Source organism: Candidatus Symbiopectobacterium sp. NZEC135, assembly GCF_025962695.1.
In genome coordinates this window covers 1-1,763 of the sequence record NZ_JAGFPF010000331.1, presented here as the reverse complement: position 1 = coordinate 1,763, position 1,763 = coordinate 1, and the positions used below count along the sequence as shown (strand labels likewise).

Below are 1,763 nucleotides of genomic sequence, written 5' to 3'. Positions count from 1 at the left end.
TTGGCCCGGTATAGGGCGCTGGCTGGTGGATGCCATTCGCCAGCAGGATTATTCCGCTATCTCCGCCGGGGTTATGGTGGTCGGGGCGATGGTGATTACGGTCAATGTGCTGTCCGATATTTGGGGCGCAATGGCGAATTCACTGAAACACAAGGAATGGTATGCCCTTCGATAAATTATTTCATTAAATTAAAAATTTATTAATTATCAATGAATTGAGTTTTTTTTAATTTGAATTAATCATTATAAAACACACAAGTGTTTTACACTGAATGTGAAATACTTTGACTCCTCATTGCATGATAATTACTGTATATAAAAACAGTTAATTAATATCTACATGCGAGCCCACCATGAAAGTCGAAGGCACGATCGCCAAAGAGAAGACGTTACCCAACGGTGCCGCTGAAGCGCTGCAAAAAGAGTTTGGCCGCCGACTGGCTGCGCGGTACCCAGATTGCAAGTTAACGGTGCGTAGGGCGGGTCGCGACGGACTGACGGTATATCCTGTTTTATATGGCGGCACAGCTTGCACTATCTGATGATGGGTTACAGCGTGTCGTTAACAAGATGCATGAGATAGGAGCCGAAATCCGCTGATGATCAAAACAGATTTTCAAGGAACGACAATCTGCGTACTTGCTAGCAATGACAAACTCATACTGTGCCCGGAAGGGTTTTACGCCGTGATCGAAGACTCTGGGTTCTATGTCGTTCTTCTGGTGACTGGTAACGATGCCTGGACCATCCATCCTGATCTGGTATTCACGCTGGAAGATGCGCTCGACATTATTGCCGAGCGACGAGGTTTGTTACTCGCTCCCTCACGTTAACAAATCAAAAACGAAATACCTTTTCAGCACCAAACCACTATCAAAATCAAAAAATGACGCATTCTTAACGATATCCTTTCACAAAAAGTAGATTCGTTAAGAATCATCTGTTAAAGTGAAATCTAATTATTTACATTGACCCTCCTTTTTTTTCACTCGTTTATTTTATCCTATGAATATAAACTATCGTCCCGATATTGATGGCCTTCGAGCCATTGCCGTTTTATCCGTTATCGCTTTTCATTTAAATCCGCACTGGCTTCACGGTGGCTTTATTGGCGTTGATATTTTCTTTGTAATATCGGGTTATTTAATCACTAAAATTATTTACACCGACATCTTAAACAAAGAGTTTAGCTTTAAATCTTTTTATCAGAGAAGAATTAACCGCATTTTACCGGTCTTTTTTGTGGTCATGTTCTGCACGACTTTTGCAGCGTGGTATGTGTTATTGCCGAATGATTTCACGCTGTTTATGGAGAGTTTAAAGTCAACCACTTTCTTTTGGGAAAATATGTGGTTTGCTTATAATACAGGTGGCTATTGGGATTCATCGGCAACAGATATGCCAATACTACATACCTGGAGCTTAGCCGTTGAAGAGCAGTTTTATATTGCACTGCCTTTTTTATTATTCTTTTTTTTTAGATTAAGATTTAATCGTTCAAAAATTTTAGTGACGCTTGGGCTAATTGCGTTCATCTCATTTTCACTGGCGCAACTGTCACCGCTATCAGCATTTTTAACCAAGTATAATTACTATTCACTTATCACAGGCAGAGCTGGTGAGCTATTAATTGGTTCTATCATTGGCATTTTGTCAGTTAAAAGATCAATGAAAATTGGTGAGATAGTGCGTGATGATAAAAATCATCTAACTATTAAAAATAGCTTAACAATAATCGGATTTTTGATGATGTTATTGTCAAT

3 protein-coding genes and 1 pseudogene are annotated in these 1,763 nt (G+C 39.7%); all 4 read left to right on the top strand.

Annotation, left to right across the window (positions count from 1 at the left end; genetic code table 11):
• Nucleotides 1-175: pseudogene (locus J5224_RS26525) on the top strand (ABC transporter permease subunit); the annotation flags it as partial.
• A gap of 178 nt (nt 176-353) precedes the next feature.
• Nucleotides 354-542, top strand: a complete 189-nt coding sequence (locus J5224_RS26520; protein ID WP_264628155.1) for a DinI-like family protein — start codon at nt 354-356, stop codon at nt 540-542.
• Between the two features lie 144 nt (nt 543-686).
• Nucleotides 687-833, top strand: a complete 147-nt coding sequence (locus J5224_RS26515; protein WP_264628154.1) for a hypothetical protein — start codon at nt 687-689, stop codon at nt 831-833.
• Between the two features lie 172 nt (nt 834-1,005).
• Nucleotides 1,006-1,763, top strand: a 758-nt coding sequence (locus J5224_RS26510) for an acyltransferase family protein (protein WP_264628153.1), incomplete at its 3' end; no start/stop codon positions are given.